The following is a 20189-nucleotide window of genomic DNA, read 5'->3' as shown; positions in this document are numbered from 1 at the left end:
TTCCACGATCACTTCCATTGGTTGGTGGCGTTGTATTTCCACGGTCACTTCCATTAGTTGGTGGCGTTGTATTTCCACGATCACTTCCATTGGTTGGTGGCGTTGTATTTCCACGGTCACTTCCATTAGTTGGTGGCGTTGTATTTCCACGATCACTTCCATTAGTTAGCTCACTTTGCTTTTGCTCTTCTGGTTTCTTTAATTCTTCTGGTTTCTTTTGCTTTTCTTTTTGCTTATTTTCACTCGGCTGTTCAGTCGTATTTGCTATTTTTGTATTTGGAGAAGAATCACGCTTCTCACCTTTAATACGTAATTCGCTACCTTCTTGAACTACACTGTTCGGCATTTTAAATCGCGACTTATCTGTAGCAAACTTACTCATCATTTCTTTAAAAATCAATTGAGCTATTTTCGTATTTTTACTACTAATATAATCATCTTTACTATCCTTTGTATATCCGGTCCATACTGCCATCGTATATTGTGGTGTATAACCAGCAAACCAACTATCACGTGTTGCGCTTTCTGGTAGATTATATTGTGCTATTTGTTCTGAAGAATAGTTTGTTGTACCTGTTTTACCCGCTATATCTAAAGAACCTATATTGGCTGTTGTACCCAAACCAGATGAAACAAAAGTACGAAGCATATCAGTAATCATATATGCTGTGAAATCCTTCATAACTCGTTTTGTTTTTTGCTCAAAGTTTTTTGATTTTCCATCTGGATAAACGACTTTCTTAACAAAATACGGCTTCGTATACTTACCACCATTACCAAATGCCGCATAAGCACCTGCAATTTCAGTTGGAGACGCTTCATTTGTACCAATCGCTGTTGATTCGGTCGGTGCTACATTAAAAGTAATACCTAGCTTTTCAGAGAAACCTTTTGATTTATTAATTCCTACTTCTTTTGCAGTTTTTATTGCCGGGATATTTCGGGACGTCTTCAATGCATCACGCATTGTAATTGGTCCTAAATGCTTTCTATCTGCATTTCTAACTTCTTGTCCTGTTGAATACTTAAATGGAGAGTCATCAATTTGATGGTAAGTAGCCCATTTTAAATATTCAATTGCAGGAGCGTAATCAAAAATTGGTTTCATCGTTGAACCTGCTGAGCGATTTAATTCAATCGCAATATTATGTCCTTTAAATACAGCTTTATTTTCACCACGTCCGCTACCAATTGCACGAACTTCTCCTGTTTTCGTATCCATAAATGTGAAAGCCCCTTGAAATTTCTCATTTGGATAATTAATAATATCTTCATTTAAAAGCTTGTCCGCAAAATCCTGTGCCTTTTGGTCTAATGTTGTATAAATTTCTAAACCATCAGATCCAATATTAGCTTCTGGCAACTCTTTTTCAATTTCTTTCACAACGGCATCCATAAACGCAGGATATGGCATTTCTTTTTGTTCAGTTGCTCCCTTAAGTCCTTCTGTTACTGGAACTTTTGATGCTTCATCCATTTCTTTTTTTGTAATATAACCATGTCGATTCATTAATTCAAGAACAACATCTCTTCTTTCTGTTGCCTTTTGAATATTTTGTTCTTTCGTTGGATCATAGTTATTAGGCGCTTTCATTAAACCAGCAAGCATCGCAACTTCTGGTAGTGTTAAATCTTTTAATTCCTTACCATAATAGTTTTGTACTGCTGTTGCGATTCCGTATGAACGGTTGCCTAAGTAAACCTTATTTAAATACATCTCTAAAATTTCATGTTTTGAATACTGTTTTTCCAGCTTATACGCTAAATATATTTCTTGCGCCTTTCTCTTTGACGTTTTTTCCATCGATAAGAAGTAATTTTTAATAACTTGCTGCGTAATCGTACTTCCACCTTGAGAGCCGTAATCACCTTTTAGGCTGACTAAAACTGCACGTGCAGTACCTTTAAAGTCTACGCCACTGTGCTCGTAAAAACGTGCATCTTCTGTCGCTAAAAACGCATTTTCTACTAATTTAGGAATTTGATCATACATAATATTCGTTCGTTTCTCTTTCCCATACTCATATATCAATTTCCCATCTTTATCATAAATTTTTGAGGATAACGGGTTAACAAGTTTTGTTTTCTCAAGTTTTGGCGCGTCCTTGATCATAACGAAAAAAGTAGCAACCCCTGCGACTAACCCCACAATACCTAGTAATAAACAACTAATTAAAAATTTACGAAAAAATGGGGTTTTCCCCTTTGGTTTTTGTTTTTTAGAAGCTGGCTGTTTTTTCTTTTTAACTTGTCGTCGCTCCTCTCTAGAACGATGATTTTCTAACATGCTATATTCTCCTGCCTTTCAATTCTCCTGTTGATTTACTTAAAATTTTAGAGGTCACCTTCAGAAATATACTTATATTTTAAAAGTGTGCTAACCGGAAACAGTAAATCCCCCCTAATATATAGATTATAAAAACTTAGATTAACTCTTGATCTAACTATTTCCTCTCTATTCTTTATAATAATGCTGCTCCTTAAAGTAAGAATATTGTTTGCTGTTCTTCATCTTTTTGTTATATAACCAAAATTTTAAATATTACATCATTTAATAACCAGTCTAAAACAATGGTTCATGTTAACATAATCAGCATGAAAAGAATCGACTACTAATTTTATCCTATAGTTTGTATGGATACAGGGAATCAGAAAACAAAGGTAAAATCAATGCCCTCACTTGAGAGCATCTTAGGATTACATTGAATAGACAATTTAAGTAATAAATTTGTTCCACTTTAAGATGAGAAAGAAATTTGAGTTTGTATAGTAACGGAGCAGAAACGTTACTAGGGGTACAGCAACGAAAATGGAATTTCATAGAAAATCCAATCTTAGCGTGACGGGTATGGGTTACCATAAACATTCTGGAACATTACCCCACTAAGCAAAAAATCTCACTTTTCATCTTTTTCAGATAAGAAGTGAGATTTTTCATTTTTGTGTATTTCTTTTGCTTAACTTGATTGTGACAGAGTTCTACCCAAATAGACGTAATTGTTTACTTTTCTTTAATATTCAAAAAATTGACAGATCTCCCGTCCTCAGTACCTAAAGCCGTTTTTACTTTATCTAATTCCTTACTTAATTCTGGTGCTTTCCCTTGATTGACTAAATTAAGATTCCCAAAAGATTTATTAAAAGATAAAATCTGTCTAGTCTTTTCTTTCCCATTTATTTCTTTAAATAATGTATCATCTACTATTAATAGGATTACATTGGATCCACTACGATATGGCGCTAGCCATACATCACCTTCGTATTGAGTACTCATTTTTTCCGCATCATATGTTATTTCTTTTAAGTCCTTATATTCTTTATTTGCAAATAAGATAGTTTCACCTTTTTTTGATTTTGGTAATGAATCCACAGGATCTGAAGATATGTCCCCCTGATTATTATCTCTTTCAAGTATAAGCCCCTTTTTGACCATTTTTTCAGCAGTTGTTCTACTAATAAATAGTAAATTACTAGGAGTATCCGCCCCAGCATCCCCAAACTGTGTTGGGAGCTTTATGTTTAGTTTGTTATTATCAATGCTACCCTCTTTTATTTTGAATTGGTCTTGTGATATGGTTATATCTTTGTATAGGTCTATAATAGAATTTCTTGTTTGTTCATTTAACTGCTCTACCTCTATTGAAAGCCCATTTGCTGGGGAATTTTTTGTACCAAATAATGAACATGCTCCTAACATGGCAATCGAAATACCAGATACTATTAATAATCCAAGTCTTTTTTTCAACCTATATTTTCCTTCTTTAAATTATATTTGAATTAAAAAATTGTTTTATACATTTTTTTCAAGTATTGAGCACGAACAACGAAAAAGTATATAATTTGCAAAACTAAGAAACAAATTAATACCATAATTGAACTACCCAAGACTGAAAAATCGGCTAATTCTTGTAAGGCCGTAAAAGCTACTGCACTATGTGTAATTGCTATTACAATGGGTAAAAAGAATAGTAATGCAAGTTGACGTGACACAATTTTCTTTAATTCAGGTTTACTTAAACCAACTTTTGCTATCATTTTATATTGCTGCTGATTTCGTTCTAAGTCTGTGTATAATCGGAAATATAAAAAGCTTGCAGCAAACGTAAAGAAAACAATCCCTATTAATACACTCATAATAGATGCAAGTCCAAAACCTTGCTTCATCACTATCCATTTAGAAATTAAAGAAAACAATGTATATTGTTCGTTGTATACTATAGGCTCATTTATACCTTCATTATCTTTCTGAATAGCAGATATAATTTTTTCTGCAACTTTTTGCGTGTTCTCCCAATCCTTCACAATAAAACCATTAATAGTGGATTCACCATGGTGATCCTCTGGATCCACTATCATTTTATTATATACAGCATCTGGTATAATAACTGTCGTTATGCTTGTATCTTGTAGTTCTTTTGGCGTTAGTGTTTTATTTACATGCATATCTATTTTTATATTTCTATGCGACAATCGATAGTTATTTTGATTAGATTTTGTTTTAGTTACTTTTCTTGAAGGTATGACAAAACTATCATTTTCTTCTTTTAAGCTTTCTTTTTCAAAACCAAATGCCTCAGCTAACTTATTATAATCACTTAGTTTTATAACGCTTAATAATATATTACTGTTATAAAGGGTATCTGGAATTTGTTTTATTGAATAAGTTACTTGTTTGAAATTAAACCCACCATTATTGAGTTCGTTTTCTATTTTTTTTAGATGCTCTTTTTCTAAAGAATTTTTAATATAAGACTGATAAGTAAATGCAAAGGGACTATTCGATTCCGCCATGGATGAATTCCCTAACCCCATACAAGTCCCCACTGCAGTAAAGGCAACGGCTGATATAATAGTGACCATAAAAAACATTTTTGCATTATCTTTTAATTGATACACTAAATCTGAGATGGTGAGTATATTTGTTTTCTTAAAGAAAATATTATCTCTTTTCTTTAATGTACGTAGCACATACACACTGAGCTGTGTAAATAAAAGATAAGTCCCAAGTACAACAAAGCTCACCCCTGTTGCCATCATGACTAATAAATAATTTATATCCTTGTAATGTATTGCTTTAACACTATGGAAAACAGCCGCATATCCTAGTCCAATACAAATGAGCGCTAATAAGGATAACCATAAGGATGCTCTAGGTTCTGGCTTTGGCTTATCCTCTGCTTTTATTAATTCAACTAGTTGTTCTACATTTACTAGTCGAGAAGTGAATAGAGAAATAAATAAAAAGAGCAACAAGAAAGCTCCAAATGTTATTCCAATTGCTTGAAAGGGTACGTAAAATGGGAGTCCTTTATCAATCATTAATAGATTGTTGCTCATAATTAAGATAAACTTAGAGAACGCCAATCCAATTGTAATTCCTGTTAAAATAGAAACGATGCCAATTATTATATTTTCAATAAATACTAATGTATTCAGTTGTGAACGTGACATCCCATGCAGCATTAGAATCCCAAAATCTTTTTTTCTTGTTTTTAAAAATGCACTTACAGAATATAGGATAAAGAAGAATGAGAAGAAAAATATTAATCCCTGCGATATCTGTAATCCTGATTTTGCAAATGTATTGATTGTTACACTGGTGGCAAGATCCCCTTGTAAATTAGGATGAAATGCAAGTAGTGCATAAGTAAAGAAAATCATAATAGCAAATGTACTACTTAAAAAATGAGCCAAATATGTTCGTTTACTTCGAATGATGTTATTAAGCGCGAACTGCCGAAAAGTCATGTGCATTTCCTCCTAATAATGCTAAAACCTCTAGAATTTTTTGATAGAATACTTTGCGATTATCTCCACAGTAAATCTCGTTGTATAACTGTCCATCTTTGATAAACACAATTCGATCACAATAACTGGCAGCCATTGCATCATGTGTGACTAACATCATCGTTGTACTATTTTCTTTATTAAGCTTTGTCAATAATTCCATCACATCACAAGCAGATTTTGAATCCAGATTTCCTGTAGGCTCATCCGCAAGTAATAATTTTGGATTATGAATAGTAGCACGCGCGATTGCTGTTCTTTGTGCCTGCCCACCTGAAATTTCATACGTACGTTTATCTAATATTTCAGTTATCCCTAGTTTTTTAGCAATAGCTTCAACTTTCCCTTCCATTTCTCTAGGGCTTACACCATCAAGTGTAAGTGGAAGAACAATGTTTTCTTTCACTGTCAATGTATTAAGGAGATTAAATGATTGAAAAACAAACCCTAATTCACGTCTTCGAAATAAAGACAACTGATCTGGAGATAACAGATATGGATTTTCTCCATGAATTAATACTTCTCCTGATGTTGGAGCATCTATAGTAGACACCATATTTAAAAGCGTTGTTTTACCGCTCCCAGATGGTCCCATAATTCCTACAAATTCACCTTTGTTTATTTTTAAATCAATATGGGATAATGCTGTATAAGAAATTTTCCCTGGATAAACTTTCCCTAAATCTGAAACATGTAGTATCTCCACAAGTATTTCACCTTCCATTTCTCTTTTCGATACATGAAGTGTAACCTATATATAGTATGTCTAATATCGATTTCCCTAACATTTATCTAACAAGTTTGTAAGATTCAAAAGAAAAAACCGATGAAAGGTATACCTTTCATCGGTTAACGAGATGCAAATGGGAATACTATTCTAACATTTGTTCCCTTACCTACCTCAGATTCTATCTCAATCTTATGATTTAATTTTTCACATACTTCTTTAACAAGATATAATCCCATTCCCGTAGACTCTTTAAATTTTCTACCATTTTCTCCAGTATAAAATGGATTGAAAACACGAGGTAAATCAGCGGTAGGAATACCCACTCCATTATCTGTTACTTCCAAAATAATTGCTCTTCCTTTTGAATACGCCGATACTATTACTTTCTCTTTCTTACTTGATGAATATTTAATTGCATTCGACAGTACTTGATTGAGTATAAATCGAAACCATTTCTTATCTGTTTCTACAATAAGATTCGGATTCACTTTTACCTCTGGATACACATAACTACGTATAAACAAACGTTTATTCTCATGAATTACAGAATCAATCATTCCCACTAATTGCAATTTGTCCACATGAAAATCCTGTTCAAATGTTTCTAAACGTGCAACATATAAGACCATTTCTAATCCTTTTTTGATTCTTTCAGTTTCTTCATTAATACTTTCAAATCGAGAGTCATCCGCATCTTGTGTAATTAACTCAATAACAGAAAGCGGTGTTTTCATTTGATGAACCCATTGATTCATAAAAGTCATTTGTTCTTCTTGTTTTCTTTCCCATTTTTTTAATTGGCTTTGATAATATTGATATTGAGTTTGTAGTAATGTTTCTAAGGCCATTGATAATGGAGTCAAATTACTATCTTTTATTGACTCATTTAAAGTTTCCATCGGTGTTGATAGACGTTTGTAGAATGAACGATGACTATAATAACGATATATTAAATAGCCCATTAATAAAAAAACACCCAAAAATACAGAATATAATGCTGTTAAGATATGTGGATAACCATCAAACCAATATATAAAAAGAATGATAAGCAATTGAGCAAATGTATAACAAATGAGTGGAATATGTTCTTGTAAAAATAATTTCATTATTCCTTTCCTTCCTTCTCCCAAGTGGCATGCAAACGATATCCAGCACCACGAACTGTCTCCAGTGCGTTTTCAATACCTAAATCATGCAATTTTCTTCTAATTCTACCTATATTTACACTCAATGTATTCTCGTCTATATATGAACTATCCCATAGTTGTTCTAAAATCACTTCACGTTTTACAAGGAGCGGAGACTTTGTTATCAATATTTCCAATAAAGTCGTTTCTTTTCTAGTAAGTAAAATTGTCTTATCATTTAGTTGAATTTCCATTCTTTCTGGGAACAGGAATAATCCTGATTGCTCAACTATTCGTTCTTTTACTTTAGGAGCATATTCACCGTATGCTCTTCTGAGTTGACTACGGATTTTGGACATTACAACTTCATAATAAAAAGGTTTCGTAATGTAGTCATCACCACCATTTTCTAAAGCCATAACTTGATCCATCTCTCCACTCCTTGCAGATAGAAATACAATTGGACAAGTAGAAATAGCTCGTATTTGGCGACACCAATAATAACCGTCAAAATTAGGTAAATTTACATCTAATAGCACTACATCTGGTTTTATCTCTTGAAATATATCTAAGACATTTTCGAAGTCCTCTATAATAACACTTTGGTATCCATATTTTTTAATATGAGTTCCCAGTAATTCAGCAATTTTCATATCATCTTCTACAATCATGATTGTATTCATAACGTACTCTCCTTTAATTTAGGCGCAATTTCTAAAGTTCATTTTTTATTTAATATTTTACTTTTGTAAAAAAGATGATATCTTACCTACCCCCTCAAATGCAATAAGTATCCAATAAAAAAGATTCCGAAATACATTATAACTTTTCTCATAGAGTCTCTCCCGTTATGTGTAAGAATAGTATAGTATGTATTATGTAATTCAATATATTTCCTTGGATAGAATAAGTTTCTAGTTTAGAGACACTTTTATATCGCCATATCGAAAAATTGTATCAGAGGATAACCGTGAGGTATCGGAACGGAGTGAATAGATGAACGAGTGTTTTTCATTAACATATGAAAATAAGATTTTTAGGAGAGTGATGACTACTGCAAGCATTGTCATACTTTTTTTCATCGTAACTGGTTGTGATTCTGGTCAAAACGATGCAAAGGATGTAAAGGACATTCCACTTAACTGCAAATTAGATTCCCTTATTTCAGAAAGTATTATTGCCTGGAATCTAGACAAATTAAATCATACAGAAAAACAATTTGAGACACCTGTAATCTATGGAACGGAAATGAAGGATGAAAAAATGTATGTCTACCTTCATTCCCTCATGCAAGGATACAACCGCGAAACACAGACAATTGGCTGGAAGCAAATGTTTTCGATACGACAATGACTTGTTTACCATACCATTTTGCTTTATATTCCAACATGGTTCGAAACTGTGACCAAGATACTTCACTAATTGCTTTTGCTAACTTACGATTTTTTAACATATTCGATACTTGCAAATCCTCTATACCAATAACATCGTGGTTTTTGATGATTTCAGTTGAGATTTTTTCCAAGTAATCTTTTCTAGCATTTGATATGTATTCATGAATTCTAGCTACCTTTACTCGCTGTTTATTCCAGCGACAAAATCCTTTCATTCTTCTAGAAAGGAAACGCTGTGCTTTCGCCAACTTATCTTCTAATGATCGGAAAAACTTCGGATTTTCATAGGGTGTTCCATCTGACAAAATGGCGAAATCTTTTAGTCCTACATCTACTCCAATGTAAGAATGTGTTTTCGGAAGTTCTTGTACTTCTGTTTCAACTAATAGTGACACAAAATATCTACCAGAAGGGTTCCGTCTAACTGTAGCATTTACAATACGTCCCGTTATTTCACGACTTTTGGCAAATCGAACAAGACCTAGTTTTGGCAATTTTATTTTGTTTCCTACAACGGCAATGTTTTCATTTGTTTGTTTTGTGATATAAGATTGTAAGTGATTTTTCTTGGATTTGAAACGCGGGGCACTATTTTGTTTTTTGAAAAATCGTGTATACGCATCCGCAAGATTGCGAACAGACGACTGAATCGCAATACTATCCACTTCTTTGAGCCAAACAAACTCTTTCTTCATGGCAGGCAGTTTGGCAGAGCATGTACCATATGTTAAACCTTTTCCAGTTTCTTTATATGCGTGATTCCATAGGGATAGGAAATAATTGAATACAAAGCGAGAACAACCTATCGTTTTATTAATTAGAATTGCTTGTGCTTGATTTGGATAGATACGAAACTTATAGGCTTTCTTAATCATCATTTGATTCACCTCCATTTCGGTATATAACTATTATACACCGAACTTACATTCGACACATAGTAAAGTAACACTTTCTGTATGTCGAACAATTAAGATGGCTTCCTGCCTTCCCTTGTTCGAAGCCCATTCATATCCCACCTACTCACTATGATATGACCCTTCAAGCCCCTTGAGGAAGGAGTCTTCTTGGCGAAAATGATAAAAGCTACACTCCTACTTAGTGTTTTGTGGGCATTTTGGCATCTTTCGCATTTCTTAACGGCTGCCCAAAGAGGTGGACCAACTTCTGATCTTTCTATCCTATATATTCATTTAAAAATTTTTATTTTGATGTGTTTACCAATCTCAATCATTCTTACTTGGATCTACAACTGTCATCACGGCAACTTATTTATTGTTATGCTTGTTCATGCGAGTGTAAATACGTTTAACTTGGTACAAACTCATTCCACCAACTCAGTTTTAAAGAATACGGATATATTTGTAGTGATAGAATTAGGCCTTGTAGCTTTGCTTATACTTATTTTTACACAAGGCAACCTTGGATATAAACAAACTACTAATGAAGTAGCGTTCAGTAAGAATGAAAATATAAGTAAATAGATACGAAAAGCATAAAAATGAACTTTGAAATTCATGTACTCATTCCAGATTCCACACAAGATCCTGAGGTAATGGGACTACTTGTGGAAAGTAAAACAATGCTAAGAGAAATGTTAACACAAGAATAATGCAGCAAACGGACATGCAAGACGTGATATAGAAATAAGGGTTTCTTCACTACATCAAAAGAACCTTTTTAATTTTCTTAATATTAATATTGTTAAAAATATTAATATATATTATTATAAATAATGGTATATTAGTAAATTTTAGTATTACATCTTTTCAGCTTGTGAACTATGACTTGGAGGCGTTGTTTTGCGTAAAAAATGGAAACTTGGACTAATGAATACTCTTCTTGCCTGTTCTACCTTTACATCTGTTGCATTTGCAGCAGAAAAACCAGTCGATCAACCTAAATGGGAGGAATGGATAAACGGACATGCAAAAATATTAAATGAACCAACTTCCCAAACAACAGAGGATTTATCATTTCTTAAAGAGGCCGTACAGGACAAGCGTATTGTTGTACTTGGTGAAAGTACGCATGGTGCAAAAGAAATGAATCAATCCAAAATTCGTATGATTAAGTACTTACATGAGGAAATGGGATATGATGTGATTGCTTTTGAAACAGGGCTTGGGGAAGCAGCAGCTGTTCAGCAAAATTTTGATAACTTAACCGCTACGGAAGCGATGAAACAATCTTTATACGTTGTATGGCAAACAGAGGAAGTAGAACAATTATTTACCTATATGAAAGAACAAAAAGAAAAAGAAAAGCCACTCACATTAGCTGGTTTTGATATGAATTTGTTTTATAAATCTTCATTCCACTCCTATGCAAATGAATGGTTGCAAAAAGTAAGTCCTGAAGTGGCGAGTGAATTTAATGCAGCAGTGTCAGAGTTAATTGAACTGAATAAATATTACGATCCAAAGAAAACATATCCCTATGATCAATTTAAAATGGAAATACAACCCGTAATTAACAAGTTGGAAAAGGTTAGAACATTTATTCAGAATCATAAATCTGAATTGACTCAAGTTGCGCCTCATGCTTCCTATGATGTGAACTTTCTGGAGAAATCTATTAATATACGGATTGATGCGATTAAAACGCATTTAGATGCTGAAATGAAAGTTAAAGGTGGTATCTACTCACCTAAAATTGCAGACTACGCTACCTATATCCGAGATCAAAAAATGGCACAAAATCTCGCATGGCTCACCGAAATGCAGTATAAAAACAAAAAAATCATTGTGTGGGGGCATAATTATCATATTCGAAAACAAAATTCAAAAATGATATTAGACTTTACAAAGGTGCAGCAATACAATTATGTTGGCCCAAATATGATGGATTATCTTCCGCATCGCATCAAAGACCAAATGTACACAATTGGTGTATTTGCGTATAGTGGAAGCAGTTGGGATGATGTTAATGAATATATTATTCCTGTACATAATCAACATGAAGAACAAAGCGTTGAAAAAATTATCAGCACGGTGGGAAGTCCCCATGTTTTTGTTAACCTAAAGGGAGAAAGTTACCGACCAGAAACTTCATGGATGTTTACTCCTACTGCAGCAAGTTATTGGGGAATAAAAGATAAAGAAGAAATCATGATTCCGACAGAACAATATGATGGCATTCTCTGGTTAGAAAAGACGACGCCTTCTGTACTGAAGTAAATACAAAAGCATCCTTACAATATAAGGATGCTTTTAATTATATTTTTATAAATTCTTTTTCTATGAATAAATCTTTGTACATATACGTTTTAAATAGTGCTTTCTAATAATAAGGAAGTAAATAATTTGCATACAAATAAAGCTTATTAATACAACAATTGAGCTTTGAATAACGGACATTTCCTTACTTACTGTTTGTCCTAATTGATGAAACGTTAGAAATGCAAAACTGCTGTGAATCATAGCAACTACAATCGGTAAGAAGAATAGTAGCATCATTTGTCTTGTCACAATTTTCTTCAACTCACTTTGACTTAAACCTAATTTTGAAATCATTTGATACTGTTCTTGATCACGTACTAAATCAGTAAATAGACGGAAATATAAAAAGCTAAGCGTAAATACGAAAAATACAATCCCCACCATTACACTTGAAATAGAAAGTAATCCGTTTTGTTGTTTCAATTCGATCCATTTTAAATACAAGGATGAAAAGGCATAATAATCCTCTTGATTCATACCAATAAACTTCGTAAGGTTTGAAGAAATCGCACTTGTTTCAGACCAATTTTTAACGATAAAACCGTATATCGTGTAATCTCGGAGTACGCCTTCTTCTTGAACAATTAGGACCTTATTATACACAGCATCAGATACAATAACAGGGCTTTCAACCATTGCTAATTCTGGGATATAAATTGATTTTTTTACAGAAAGCAGAACCTCTAGATCACCATGTTTTATAACAAAATCCTTTAAATCTTCTGCACTTTTTTCGTTCTTATTTAGTCGTATAGCAATGCTATCATTTTCATTTGTTAATTTCTCAATTTTATACCCTAAATTTTTTGCGTATTCATTATACGCAGAAAGACTAATTAACGACAATCCGTTTAGTGATCTTTTAAATTTTGTTGCTACAAGGTCATAAGAAAATCCAGATTCTTTTAATTGTTTTTTTATCTCTTCAATATGGGCTTTTTCTTGTGTATTCCCCTTATCAGATCGATAGGTAAATGCATATGGGGTCTCATGTTTTGCCAATTCAGGATTTGCGATAGCTGTACAAACTCCAATTGCTGTAAAAGAAACAGCGGAAATAATTGTAACGATAAAGAACGTATTTGCATTATCTTTCATTCGATACATTAATTCTGAAATAACAAGGAGATTGGTTCTATTAAAGAATATAGTTTCTCTATTTTTTAAAGTGTGTAACACATATACACACAATTGAGTAAACAAAAAATAGGTTCCAAATACAATTAATACGACACCTACTCCTACGAGTAGGAATAATTGATTCAAAGTCATGTAATTTACCGCGGCAATACTGTGGTAGACGCAGGAGTAACCCGCTCCCAATAAAATAAGTACCAATAAGGATATCCAAACAGACACTTTGGGTTCCATTTTTGGCTTTTCCTCTGATTTTATGAGTTCTACAAGCTCATTCATTTTCACCATTTTTGATGTAAACAATGAAATAAGTAAAAATAAAACAACAAAGGACATAGCTGTTACTACCATAGCCTTTAATGGAAAGTAAAATGCTAACGTATGCTCTACTCCTAATAAAGACCCACTAACTAGTAAAAACAACTTAGAAAAAATTACCCCCAGTCCGATACCTACTACTATAGAAGGGATTCCAATCAACATATTTTCGAAAAAAATTAATCGATGAAGCTGCTTATGAGACATTCCTTGTAACATTAATAATCCAAACTCTTTTTTTCTATTTTTTAAAAATGTACTAACAGAATAGAAAATAAATAAGAAAGAAAAAACAAAGATTAAGTAATAAGATAAATGAAATCCTATTTTCCCAAATGTACTCATGATGGTACTTACATGAGTCAGTTCGCCTTGTAGGCTCGGATGAAATACAAGTAGCCCATAAGTGAAAAAAATCAATACCGCAAATGTACTACTAAAGAAATGACCAAGATATATTCGTTTATTCCGTAAAACATTATTGAATGCAAGCTGTCGAAAAGTCATGTTTTTTCCCCCCTAACATAGAAAGACTATCCATAATATTTTTATAAAATAATGGACGATCGTCATTGTAGCAAACTTCATTATATAGCTGTCCATCTTTAATAAAAATAATGCGGTCACAGTAACTTGCAGCAACAGGATCATGCGTTACTAACATCATTGTTGCCTTCTCTTCTTTATTTAATAGTGTTAATATCTCCATTACGTCTTGAGAAGCTTTAGAATCTAAATTTCCTGTCGGCTCATCGGCAAGAACCAATTTAGGAGAGTGAATGAGTGCACGAGCAATCGCTGTTCGCTGCGCTTGTCCTCCTGATATTTCATATGTTCGTTTATTTAAGATTTCGTTGATTCCTAATTTTTTCGAAATAGATTCTACTCGTTTATTTATTTTCTTCACATTCATGCCATCTAATACGAGCGGAAGAACCATATTCTCTTTTACTGTTAATGTATGCAACAGATTAAAGGATTGAAAGACGAATCCTAATTCCTGTCTGCGAAATAAGGCCAAATCATTGACCGAAAGCTGATACGGATTTTTACTATTAATGAATACACTACCTGATGTTGGTGAGTCAATAGTAGATATCATATTCAATAAAGTTGTTTTTCCACTACCCGACGGTCCCATAACCCCAACAAATTCCCCTTCTGTAATTGTTAAATTAATATTTGAAAGTGCTGTATGTGAAACATTTCCTGTGTATTCTTTACTAAGTTCTTTTACTTCTACTATTTTCATATGAGAAATTCCCTCCAATTTTATCTACTAAGAATGAGATTTGATAACTAATGCATGCCTACATTTTGACTTAATCATTTGTTTCAGCTTTTCTTATTTAAGCTGTCATACTTGTTCGAATGTATTAAGCAGTAAAATAACTTGCTATCGTACCTCAGGATTTTTAAACATGTTTCTGTTTTTCATTGTAGTAGTATGGTTGTTTTTCTCATATTGAATTATCTTTCATTTTTCTTACACGCTTGAAATGTTTCTGAAAACACAGTCTATAAGCCAAAAAACATAATTTTTTTGAGAGATAGCATTAAGGAATTTTTCATATGCACTGTACTATACGGTACTAGATTTCCATATAGATTTTATTTGCAATTCATCGTATTTTCTTTACCGTTCACCAAGTTCTTCCTATTTTTAAAATGGAACAAATTTATTACTTAGAGTGTCTATTACGTGTATTCCTAAAAATATGAAAGGACTTATTATTACCAAAAGTAAAGTGATGTAAAAAAGTGTGTATTGAAATACAGCATTAAAATGTTACGAGTTTAATACTTTCACAGGTGGACTATTACAAGTGTAATTAAAAAAAGAAACAATCCAAACAACGTCTGTTCATTCATCTAAACGTTTTAATTCTGCTTAACCTGTTAAAATTCAACTTCAAAAGTATTGTTATCCTATACACACTTTAATTCACATCGGTATTTAAAATACCAAAACAAAATCCATATATTCTTGAAAGAGGTTGAAAATTTATGTTCGTTTTAAACAAGTTCTTTACCATTACACATTACAAAAAAATTGTACCTGTCGTATTACTTTCATGCGTAACACTAATAGGCTGTTCCAATAGTAATACTTCATCTGAATCACCTAAACAAACGAAACAAACAAATCAAATTAAACAAGAAAATACTGGTAATGATTCTTTTGTTAAACTTGAAAAAGAATATGATGCCAAGCTTGGTATTTATGCACTGGACACAGGTACGAATCAAACTGTTGCTTACCATGCAAATGATCGTTTTGCATTTGCCTCTACATCTAAATCATTAGCAGCGGGAGCTCTTTTACGTCAGAATTCAATAGAAGCTCTTGATGAAAGGATTACGTATACGCGAGAAGACCTTTCTAATTATAATCCAATTACTGAAAAGCATGTGGATACAGGAATGACGTTAAAAGAACTTGCAGATGCTTCTGTTCGATATAGTGACAGTACGGCACATAACTTAATTCTTAAAAAATTAGGTGGTCCATCCGCATTTGAAAAAATATTGAGGGAAATTGGTGATACTGTTACTAATTCCGAGAGATTTGAACCTGAATTAAATGAAGTAAATCCAGGAGAAACACATGATACTAGTACACCAGAAGCGATAGCTAAGACACTTCAATCATTTACATTAGGAAATGCACTTCCAACTGAGAAACGTGAACTATTAGTAGATTGGATGAAGAGAAATACAACTGGAGATAAATTAATTCGTGCGGGCGTACCAAAAGGATGGGAAGTAGCTGATAAAACAGGTGCAGGATCTTATGGGACAAGGAACGATATTGCAATTATTTGGCCACCAAATAAAAAACCAATTGTACTTGCCATCCTTTCTAATCATGATAAAGAAGATGCAGAATACGATGATAAACTCATTGCAGACACAACCAAAGTCGTGTTAGATACTTTAAAAGCTACGAATAAAAAATAATAGATTATTGGAGCGTGTAATATAAACCGTGTAAGTAACCTACCATGCTAGATAGAGGGTTACTTCACGGTTTTTCTTTTTCTAAAATTATTAAGAAGGAGTGGTTACACTTATAGTTAGATAGAAAAGAGATTCAAAATCCGTGAAGTTAGCTCAATCAATTTTTGAAGCTTACCAATCGGAAACTGTTGAAGATATTCAAGAGGCTTTGAAAGACATCGGTGGACCTTTGTTTGAGGCCATGGTTCAGGGCAAAATGAATCACCATCTTGGTTACGATTTAAACTCAAAAAACGGAAAGAACACGAAAATTGTCGTAATGGATACCCACACTTTGGATACCTAAAGTGCCACAAACTTTGCGGTCATTTAGTAGCACTCCGTATCCAATCTCACTTTCATCCCATGCCTAAAGGCTATGTGCTTTTTTGTTGGGGAAAGATTGTAAAAGAACCCCCTAACAAATGGAATGGCGATCATATCCCCCAATTGGTCAATCTTGTTGAATCAACTTATGGTTAACGTTAAATTTGCCAAACTTATTGAAAAATACAGAATCTACCTACCGTGATTTAAATCCGTCGTTTGTTCGATAAGATAATTTGATATATCTGTGTTGGTGCCATTCCTCAAGAGGAATTTCACTAAATCTTGTTTTTGAAGAACAGGATTAATAACTGCTACATCTAACTGACTCAGAATCTGAACGATGCCATGATGTGAAACACTCTTGATTGTTTTAAAAAGTTCTGCATCACGTTTCTTTCGTTCGGCGGATTCTTGAGGATACCCAGTATTGAACGGTTCTTCAAAAAGTTTCTCAAGCGTGAAGCGAAGATTTAGTTCGCCCGCCCAACCGAAATTCAATCCAAGTGGCAGTGATGCACAGTTTCCGTTATTTATCCTACCAAACAGAAACGCATCTGTTGGAGTTGGCAGATAACCACTAATGACATTCGGAAGTGTATTACAGGCAATCGACATACCAACACCGCTACTACATCCAGTGACGACAAAATCAACTGCGCCTGAATTTAGAAGTAGACCAACAGCTAAGGACACTTGTATATAGCTTAACTCCGAATCTTCAATTGTAACACCAAAATTAAACACTTCATATCCATGCTTCGCCACTGCCCTTTTTGTTTCTTCAAAAATCAGTTCATTTTTGCTAGTTTGGGTACTTGCTTGTATCACAGCTATCTTCATTCTTCCACGACCTTTCGATTTAATTATCACACATACCGAAAGTCAAAAGTAGATAAAAAAGATAAAACCAATCTTACCTTAAAATTTGCTATTCTATGTGTTCGTTTCAAAAACTTACACAGATTTCTTTACAATCCCGGTTATTCTTTTTCATTTTTCCATCACAATATTTTGACGTTTTTTTATGTATTTTGAGAGGTATTGACCATTTAATGTTACAAAAACGGTTATTCTTCCATTTCTAAAGAAAAAGTTGGGGATTCCCCCAACTTTTTTATACATCTATTTTCTTATTAATCCTGTGGATGTAACCTGATATGTTCTTTTCTTACCTATATATTCCTGTTTTCCATTCTCAAGGTTAGTTAAAGTCGCTCGCGTTTTTTCCTTTGCTGCTTCCCCTTCTAAATGAGTAAATTCTATATAATCTCCCACTTTTATAGGTACTGTTTGGGTTTCAGCATTTTGTTGTCTATTTCCCATGATTTCCTTATTGAACATAACACTACCGGATGAGCTTTGGACCTTAATACTTGCATATGTACTATTAAAGTAAACATGCGGTACGCCAGCTTCTAATTTGATTTTCAGCTCTTCTGCTGTTTTATTATAATCTACTTTAGCAATTTCTCGATCACTATATCCTTTTAATGACCATGCAAATTGTTTTCCATCTAGAATCGTTGTCTCTGGCATTTTTTCAACTTTTTTTAATCCCTCTATTGTAACCTGATATCTTGCTGTCTTTCCAATAGTCTCATTTTTGTTATTTTCAAGATTTGTTAATGTTGCGCGTGTCTTTTCCTTTACTGCGTCTCCTTCTATATGAGTTAATTCAATGTAATCCCCCACTTTTACAGACACAGTTTGGCTTTCGGTATTTTGTTGTCTATTCCCCACGATTTCCTTATTGTATAATACGCTACCAGATGAGTTTTGGACCTTAATACTTGCATATGTGCTATTGAAGTAAGAATGCGGTACACCAGCTTCTAATTTGATTTTCAGCTCTTCTGCCGCTTTATTATAATCTACTTTTGCAATTCCTCGATCACTATATCCTTTTAGGGACCATGCAAATTGATTCCCTACTAAAATATCAGAATTTCCATTTGTAATTCCTACTTTTTTCTCTACAGTTCGATCAAATATGTCTGTTAATGTAATTTTAGCAAAAGCCGTTTGAGGCAATTGCATAGTTTGACTTACCTCAGTTTGGTAGGACTTAATATTATCAATTACTTTCAAAGGTTGTCCCATTAACTTTTCATTGTCATAGATTTCAATTTTCCCTTTAAACTGTGGGGTACTTTGTTCTTTCAATTTCCAAGACACATTTAATTTTTCAGCTTCAAAGCGAATATTTTGAATATCAAAATCTAAATTTCCCATTTCTGGTTGACTAGGCTGATTTATATTAAAAGTTTTTCCAGTACCAATTGTTGATTGAGTATTTCCTCCTGCCTTAACCCATATATATTCTGAATTTGCTCCTCCATCGTATTGATAAGATGTATCATGTTGCCCACTGATACGCTGATTATTCCAAGAATTCCATTGTTTATCTGAAACTTTTCTACTGTATCCATTTTTTAGGCGTGCTTCTCTTACATCGTTTCCATTACCAGCCCAGTCCTCTTGGAACATCGATAGACCATAATTAAATGCAACATTCGCAACTGGATGATCCATAATAGCAACTAACTTCCATTGATTTAATTTATTATCTTTTATCCATTGGCCAAACTTTGTATGGCCATCTTCTTGCCAAGAACGTAGAGTCATTCGATACCATTCACTATCTTTCCAATTATAAGTTGTTTGTACCTTCAGACCTGTTCCTTCTCCACCAAATCTACCGGCTTCTGAAGTCGGCGATAAATATTCAGCTTTTATTGCTTGGTTTGATGCTATTGGATCCCAAAGCGCAAAATGAAGAGTACGTTTACCGGTTTGATCAAAGCCACTTTGTTGTTGGAAGCCAGCATAACCACCACCCTCTCCCCCCTGATTCCAGTTATGCACAGCCCAATACGTATAAGGTGCTGTTTGGACTGGTGACCAGTCTATGCTAATGATATCTGAAGCAGCAGTATTTTGTGGTGTTACATAAACCGATGGAGCATGAGATCGGATTGCTGCCTCTGTACTAGAAATTGGTGCTCCATACATTGACATCATGGTGCAAGCCGCAGTAATTATAACAATCTTTTTTAGTCTTCTATTTGTTTTTTCTTTAAACATAACTTCCTATCTCCTTTTAATTTATTTTAGTTACATTGAATAATAACGATGTACATACTATTAA

The 20189-nt window shown here is 33.5% G+C and carries 12 protein-coding genes and 4 pseudogenes; 5 read left to right on the top strand and 11 right to left on the bottom strand.

Translation table 11 applies throughout. The features are described from left to right. The 6 genes from FS802_RS18110 to FS802_RS18085 all read right to left on the bottom strand — a co-directional run. A partial coding sequence (locus FS802_RS18110) for a transglycosylase domain-containing protein (protein ID WP_260989079.1) occupies positions 1–2287 on the bottom strand: 2287 nt, incomplete at its 3' end. A 714-nt stretch (positions 2288–3001) separates the two neighbouring features. Then, a complete protein-coding gene (locus FS802_RS18105; RefSeq protein ID WP_144525312.1) occupies positions 3002–3745 on the bottom strand; it encodes a lipoprotein BA_5634 family protein in 744 nt (247 codons plus the stop codon). Positions 3746–3777: 32 nt separating this feature from the next. After that, complete coding sequence (locus FS802_RS18100) at positions 3778–5748, bottom strand: FtsX-like permease family protein (RefSeq protein WP_098707888.1); 1971 nt, start codon at positions 5746–5748, stop codon at positions 3778–3780. Further along, positions 5723–6493: an ABC transporter ATP-binding protein gene (locus tag FS802_RS18095; RefSeq protein WP_098654308.1), complete on the bottom strand. Its 771-nt coding sequence runs from the start codon at positions 6491–6493 to the stop codon at positions 5723–5725. The genes FS802_RS18100 and FS802_RS18095 overlap by 26 nt, the downstream gene beginning before the upstream one ends. 143 nt (positions 6494–6636) lie before the next feature. Next, complete coding sequence (locus FS802_RS18090) at positions 6637–7623, bottom strand: sensor histidine kinase (protein ID WP_098654307.1); 987 nt, start codon at positions 7621–7623, stop codon at positions 6637–6639. Continuing rightward, positions 7623–8327: a response regulator transcription factor gene (locus tag FS802_RS18085; RefSeq protein WP_098654306.1), complete on the bottom strand. Its 705-nt coding sequence runs from the start codon at positions 8325–8327 to the stop codon at positions 7623–7625. The genes FS802_RS18090 and FS802_RS18085 overlap by 1 nt, the downstream gene beginning before the upstream one ends. A gap of 313 nt (positions 8328–8640) precedes the next feature. Here FS802_RS18085 and FS802_RS18080 point away from each other — a divergent pair. Continuing rightward, a pseudogene (locus FS802_RS18080) lies at positions 8641–8964 on the top strand (peptidase M56); the annotation flags it as partial. Here the strand turns inward: FS802_RS18080 and tnpB are convergent. Continuing rightward, a pseudogene (tnpB, locus tag FS802_RS18075) lies at positions 8960–9916 on the bottom strand (IS200/IS605 family element RNA-guided endonuclease TnpB); the annotation flags it as partial. The pseudogenes FS802_RS18080 and tnpB sit on opposite strands and share 5 nt — an antisense overlap. Positions 9917–10114: 198 nt before the next feature. Here tnpB and FS802_RS18070 point away from each other — a divergent pair. Both FS802_RS18070 and FS802_RS18065 read left to right on the top strand, forming a co-directional pair. Next, positions 10115–10519, top strand: a pseudogene (locus FS802_RS18070) (CPBP family glutamic-type intramembrane protease); the annotation flags it as partial. Positions 10520–10837: 318 nt separating this feature from the next. Further along, entirely contained in the window at positions 10838–12214 is a 1377-nt protein-coding gene (locus FS802_RS18065) for an erythromycin esterase family protein (protein WP_144525310.1), read from the top strand. A gap of 60 nt (positions 12215–12274) precedes the next feature. Here FS802_RS18065 and FS802_RS18060 read toward each other — a convergent pair whose 3' ends face one another. Together FS802_RS18060 and FS802_RS18055 are read right to left on the bottom strand one after the other, a co-directional pair. Beyond that, positions 12275–14218, bottom strand: a complete 1944-nt coding sequence (locus tag FS802_RS18060) for an ABC transporter permease (protein WP_144525308.1) — start codon at positions 14216–14218, stop codon at positions 12275–12277. Continuing rightward, positions 14190–14963 (bottom strand): ABC transporter ATP-binding protein, encoded by a 774-nt coding sequence (locus tag FS802_RS18055; RefSeq protein WP_070168774.1) that lies wholly within the window; start codon positions 14961–14963, stop codon positions 14190–14192. The genes FS802_RS18060 and FS802_RS18055 overlap by 29 nt, the downstream gene beginning before the upstream one ends. A 755-nt stretch (positions 14964–15718) precedes the next feature. Between FS802_RS18055 and blaIII the strand changes: the two genes are divergently transcribed. Both blaIII and FS802_RS18040 read left to right on the top strand, forming a co-directional pair. Then, the gene (gene blaIII, locus FS802_RS18045) at positions 15719–16672 is read left to right on the top strand and encodes a class A beta-lactamase BlaIII (RefSeq protein WP_098654210.1); all 954 of its coding nucleotides are present in this window, start codon (positions 15719–15721) and stop codon (positions 16670–16672) included. A gap of 142 nt (positions 16673–16814) precedes the next feature. After that, positions 16815–16999, top strand: a pseudogene (locus tag FS802_RS18040) (IS256 family transposase); the annotation flags it as partial. Positions 17000–17230: 231 nt separating this feature from the next. Here the strand turns inward: FS802_RS18040 and FS802_RS18035 are convergent. Both FS802_RS18035 and FS802_RS18030 read right to left on the bottom strand, forming a co-directional pair. Further along, complete coding sequence (locus FS802_RS18035; RefSeq protein ID WP_098708011.1) at positions 17231–17881, bottom strand: RpiB/LacA/LacB family sugar-phosphate isomerase; 651 nt, start codon at positions 17879–17881, stop codon at positions 17231–17233. 282 nt (positions 17882–18163) lie between these two features. Continuing rightward, positions 18164–20125 (bottom strand): DUF3472 domain-containing protein, encoded by a 1962-nt coding sequence (locus FS802_RS18030; RefSeq protein WP_144525306.1) that lies wholly within the window; start codon positions 20123–20125, stop codon positions 18164–18166. Positions 20126–20189 lie beyond the last annotated feature (64 nt).

Origin of the sequence: Bacillus sp. DE0042, from assembly GCF_007680225.1 — a bacterium.
Taxonomy (GTDB): Bacteria; Bacillota; Bacilli; order Bacillales; family Bacillaceae_G; genus Bacillus_A; species Bacillus_A wiedmannii.
Note: the sequence above shows the minus strand (reverse complement) of the source record. Positions and strands in the feature narration are given on the sequence as shown.

What these genes read in the sequence shown, in the direction of transcription:
- FS802_RS18100 (WP_098707888.1), bottom strand. Translation starts at nt 5,748, where the DNA reads ATGACTTTTCGGCAGTTCGCGCTTAATAACATCATTCGAAGTAAACGA.
- FS802_RS18090 (WP_098654307.1), bottom strand. Translation starts at nt 7,623, where the DNA reads ATGAAATTATTTTTACAAGAACATATTCCACTCATTTGTTATACATTT.
- FS802_RS18085 (WP_098654306.1), bottom strand. Translation starts at nt 8,327, where the DNA reads ATGAATACAATCATGATTGTAGAAGATGATATGAAAATTGCTGAATTA.
- FS802_RS18060 (WP_144525308.1), bottom strand. Translation starts at nt 14,218, where the DNA reads ATGACTTTTCGACAGCTTGCATTCAATAATGTTTTACGGAATAAACGA.
- FS802_RS18055 (WP_070168774.1), bottom strand. Translation starts at nt 14,963, where the DNA reads ATGAAAATAGTAGAAGTAAAAGAACTTAGTAAAGAATACACAGGAAAT.
- blaIII (WP_098654210.1), top strand. Translation starts at nt 15,719, where the DNA reads ATGTTCGTTTTAAACAAGTTCTTTACCATTACACATTACAAAAAAATT.
- FS802_RS18035 (WP_098708011.1), bottom strand. Translation starts at nt 17,881, where the DNA reads ATGAAGATAGCTGTGATACAAGCAAGTACCCAAACTAGCAAAAATGAA.
- FS802_RS18030 (WP_144525306.1), bottom strand. Translation starts at nt 20,125, where the DNA reads ATGTTTAAAGAAAAAACAAATAGAAGACTAAAAAAGATTGTTATAATT.